Genomic DNA, 3739 nt, shown 5'->3' on the forward strand with positions numbered 1-3739 from the left:
CCCCGGGGCCCCGCCCCGCCGCCCCCCCCGCGCGGGGGCGGGCGGCGGGCCGCGGCGCGCCGCCCGGCCCGCGCCCCCGGCCGCCGGCCGCCGCCCCCCCCCCCGCCCCCCCGGCCCGCCCGCACGGCGGGGGTGCGGCCTACTACGGGCCGCACCCCCGCCCCCTCGCGGCCCCGCGCGCTGTCGCGTGGATCGACGCCGGGTCCGTCGGGCCGCGCACCTGCCCCTTGGCCTGCGGCCCCCGGCCTGCGCCCCGCGCCGCGTCGGCGTCGGTCAGGCGTCGATCTGCGGGGGGTCCGCCGGGCCGGCGGCCACGCCGAGGTCCGCCCGCATGGTGTCGCGCATCTCCGCCCAGCGGTCCCCGAGCGCCAGAAGGGCCGCCAGTAGCTCCTCGAAGGACCCCTCGGGGTGCGGATCGCCCTCCTCCAGCCGCATGATCCGGCTGTAGGAGCTCGCGAGGGCCTGCGCCAAGGCGTCCAGCTGCGCCAGTACCGCGTCCGAGGCGACCATCTGCGCCTCGGCGAAGGACGCGTACAGGACGTGCCGGGCCTCCTCCAGGTCCGCCCGGCCCTGCGGGGTGACCGCGCCCTTGTGGACCAGCCACAGGTAGTTCATGAGCTCGACGCGGTAGCGGCGGTAGCCCGCGTTGGCACCCACGTAGCAGCTCCGCCGCTGCTCCCGCTCGACGACCCGCTGCTCGCGCGCCCACTGGGCATCGGCCGCCCGCTCCGCTCGCGCGGACTGCTCCGCCTGCGTCCGCGCGAGTACGCGATGCGACAGGACCGGGGCCAGCAGCGTGCCCAGTACCGCGACCAGAGCGCCGGCGAGAGCCGGCCACGCGTTCCCCACTGCGTCCCCCACGGTCGCGGCCCGGTGCCACCGACATCCTGCCCTCCCGTCCCACGGGTCGCAGAGGGTTTCGGCCACTCGCGGCCGCGCGCCCCGGCGTGATCACGCGAGCGCCTCCGTCCCCGCGGATCAGGGCCGCGGGATGATACGGGTTTCCCCCGGGGGATGGACGTCAGGCAAGATGGGGTGTTACTTGCCATCGAATCCGGGAAAACCGCCTCCCACCTGCGGTGGAACTACACGCAGAGGGCCGCCTCATCCCTCCTGGGCCGTCTGTGGGCCGTCGCCGATTTCAGCGCCGCCGTAAGGAGCGATCGAGGAGTGGCCTACCGTCACGAAGCCACTCCCAGGTCAGCCCGCATTGCGCCACGCATGACCGCCCACTGTTCGTTGGCCCGCAGTAAGTCAGTCCGTATTTCCTCGAACGAGCCCTGGGGTGCAGTGTTGCCTTCCTCCAGGCGCATTACCCGCATGTACGAGTTTGCAAGGGTCTGCGTCATGGAGTCCAGCTCTGCCAGTACCGCATCGGAGGAGACCATCTGCGCCTCGGCAAAGGAAGCATGCATCGCGTGACGTGCGTCCTCCACGGCCGTCCGCGCCTCCACAGTGACCTCCCCCTTGTGAACAAGCCACAGATACTTCATGAGTTCGATGCGGTAGCGGCGGTATCCAGAGTTTGCGGTCACGTAGCAGTCACGCCGTTTGCCTAGCTCGACAACCTGTTGCTCGCGGGCCCACCGGGTATTGGCCGCACGTTCTTGACGTTCGAAGCGGTTCGATTCGGCGCGGCCGACAAGCCGCTGCGACAGGATGGGGGCGAGGAGAGTGCCCGCTACAGCGATTGTTGTGCCCGCGAGCGCCAGCAAGGTGTTGTCCACGATTCCCTCCGAAGGGTCGGCCCTGCACTCAGCGCAGCGCCATGGGTTCTACTGCCCTGAAGAGGACGCTGTCGACCGCCCTCCGGGTTCGGCCTTGACTGCTTGGCATCAAGTGCGTGTAGACCTTGAGCGTGAACCCGGGATCGCTGTGTCCTAGGTACGTGCTGAGCGCCTTGATGCTCTCCCCGGCGTCCAGGAGCACGGAGGCGTAGAAGTGCCTCAGGGCGTGCATCCCATGCTCGCGTGCCGACGCGTACCGCTCGCCCTTCTCGGGCTCGGGGATGACGCCGGCCGCCGCGAGTGCGGGCTTCCACGTCTGGTCGTTGAACGCGCTTCGCCAAATTGCGTTGCCCGCGGTGCTGGTGAAGACCAGCTCTTTGGTCAGCGGCGGCCCGTCCGGGGTCAGCCACGGAAGGGTGACCTTGACCGGCGGGAAGCGCCGCATGTGCTCTGTGAGCGCCTGAGCGACCGACTCAGGCAGCGGGACATCACGAACCTTCCCGCGCTTCGGTGGAGCGAAGACGAGCGTCCCGTGGATGCGCTTCACCTGGAACCCGACGTGCACCCAATCCGTGAGGAACCCGACTTCATCGACCGGGAGCCCGAAGATCTCGCCCTGACGCAGTCCGCATCCGGCCCCGAGGTCGGCCATCGCGCGGTAGTGCGCGGGCAGTCCTGCTCGCACGCCCAACAGTTGGTCTGCCGTCCAGGGCTTCACCCGGGAGGGCATTGGCTGAGGCGCCTTCACGGACGTGGCACGGCAGGGGTTCTGTCGCAGAATGCCGTCATCTACGGCTGCGTTCAGGACCGACGATGCGTTCTCGAAGATCGCACGCCGATAGTTTGCCGACAGGGAGTCTGCGGCCAACTCGCCGAGCCAGTCGCGAATGTGCGCGGGCTGGAAGGATCCGAGCGGGCGGGAGCCGATGTGCGGGTACGCATGAAGCCGGAGCCGCGACTCAACCGCCGTACGGCTGACCTCGTCCGAAGTCAGCTTGGACACCCACTTCTCGGCGAACTGCTGGAAGGTGATGCGGCCGGCGCGCGGGTCGACGTACTGCCCGCGCGCCATGTCCGCCTCGACCTGGGCGAGCCACTGATCCGCCAGCCGCTTTTCGCGGTCGCGGAAGGACTTGCTCTTCTCGGTGCCGTCGGGACCGATGTACCGGGCGCGGTAGCGCAGACCGGTGCCGTGGCGATCGGTCTTGATGCGGACGGGCTTGCCGTTGGCGTTGGGTTCGGTCTTGTACCAGCGGTCTTGGATGTGGCCTGCCACGTTGGTGTGCCTTTCCGGGCGTACGGACCGAGGGCGGGCCCGTATGGGCCCGCCCTCGGCGGTTGTGGTGGGGGTCAGGCGGCTTGGCTGAGGTCCGCCCGTTTCTGTTCAGCGATCCAGGCGTAGACCTCGGCGGGGTCGTACCGCACGTGCTTGCCGATGCGGAATCCGGGTGGCCCGGTGCGCTTCTTGCGCCACTGGTAGACGGTCTCCAGCGGGACGTCGAAGAGGTCGGCGATGTCGTCGGGGGTGAGATAGCGGTCGGGGAGTCCTCCGCGCAGCGTGGCGCGGGGGTCGGGTTGCTCGGCCACGGTGCTCTCCAGCGCGGATGTCAGCGGGGGCGTGGGTATGGGCTCGTGCTGTCCGAGGCCCCGGATTCTGCGTCACCCCGTCATTGGTGTCACCTATACCGCCTGACCTGCGGTTTCTCGGTGACACGGGTTGTCGGGGGGTGTGTCACTGAGCGACTCGGGTTCCGTCATCGGTGACATGGGTGACGCGAGATGACACAGCCTCGGTGCTTTGCGTCACCGTGGAAGCCGCAGGTCATCGACCGCTTTCGGCTGCTGGTGTCGCAGGTGACGCAAGGTCTCTTCTCTTCGGACAAGAAGGGCGGGCCGTCTGCCTTACTGATCGTTTCGGAATGAGATTCGGAGTCGTCGTAAGCAGATGATGCTGCAGGCGAGTTGGAGGAGACTGAGGTGGAGGTCGGCGCGTATCTCGTAGCGGATTCGAA

4 protein-coding genes are annotated in these 3739 nt (G+C 69.1%); all 4 read right to left on the bottom strand.

From position 1 onward, the window contains the following. Window positions 1-273 precede the first annotated feature (273 nt). The 4 genes from ACWFQ8_RS33365 to ACWFQ8_RS33380 all read right to left on the bottom strand — a co-directional run bounded on the left by ACWFQ8_RS33365 (window position 274) and on the right by ACWFQ8_RS33380 (window position 3314). Window positions 274-849 carry a hypothetical protein gene (locus ACWFQ8_RS33365; RefSeq protein ID WP_453790018.1) on the bottom strand — a complete coding sequence of 192 codons (576 nt, stop codon included), beginning with the start codon at window positions 847-849 and terminating at the stop codon, window positions 274-276. A gap of 332 nt (window positions 850-1181) precedes the next feature. Further along, the gene (locus tag ACWFQ8_RS33370; protein ID WP_453790019.1) at window positions 1182-1727 is read right to left on the bottom strand and encodes a hypothetical protein; all 546 of its coding nucleotides are present in this window, start codon (window positions 1725-1727) and stop codon (window positions 1182-1184) included. 28 nt (window positions 1728-1755) lie between these two features. Next, window positions 1756-3003, bottom strand: coding sequence for a tyrosine-type recombinase/integrase (locus tag ACWFQ8_RS33375; RefSeq protein ID WP_453790020.1), 1248 nt, complete (start codon window positions 3001-3003; stop codon window positions 1756-1758). A 74-nt stretch (window positions 3004-3077) separates the two neighbouring features. Then, window positions 3078-3314, bottom strand: coding sequence for a helix-turn-helix transcriptional regulator (locus ACWFQ8_RS33380; RefSeq protein ID WP_453790021.1), 237 nt, complete (start codon window positions 3312-3314; stop codon window positions 3078-3080). Between the last annotated feature and the right edge of the window lie 425 nt (window positions 3315-3739).

Source organism: Streptomyces sp. NPDC055254, assembly GCF_053606025.1.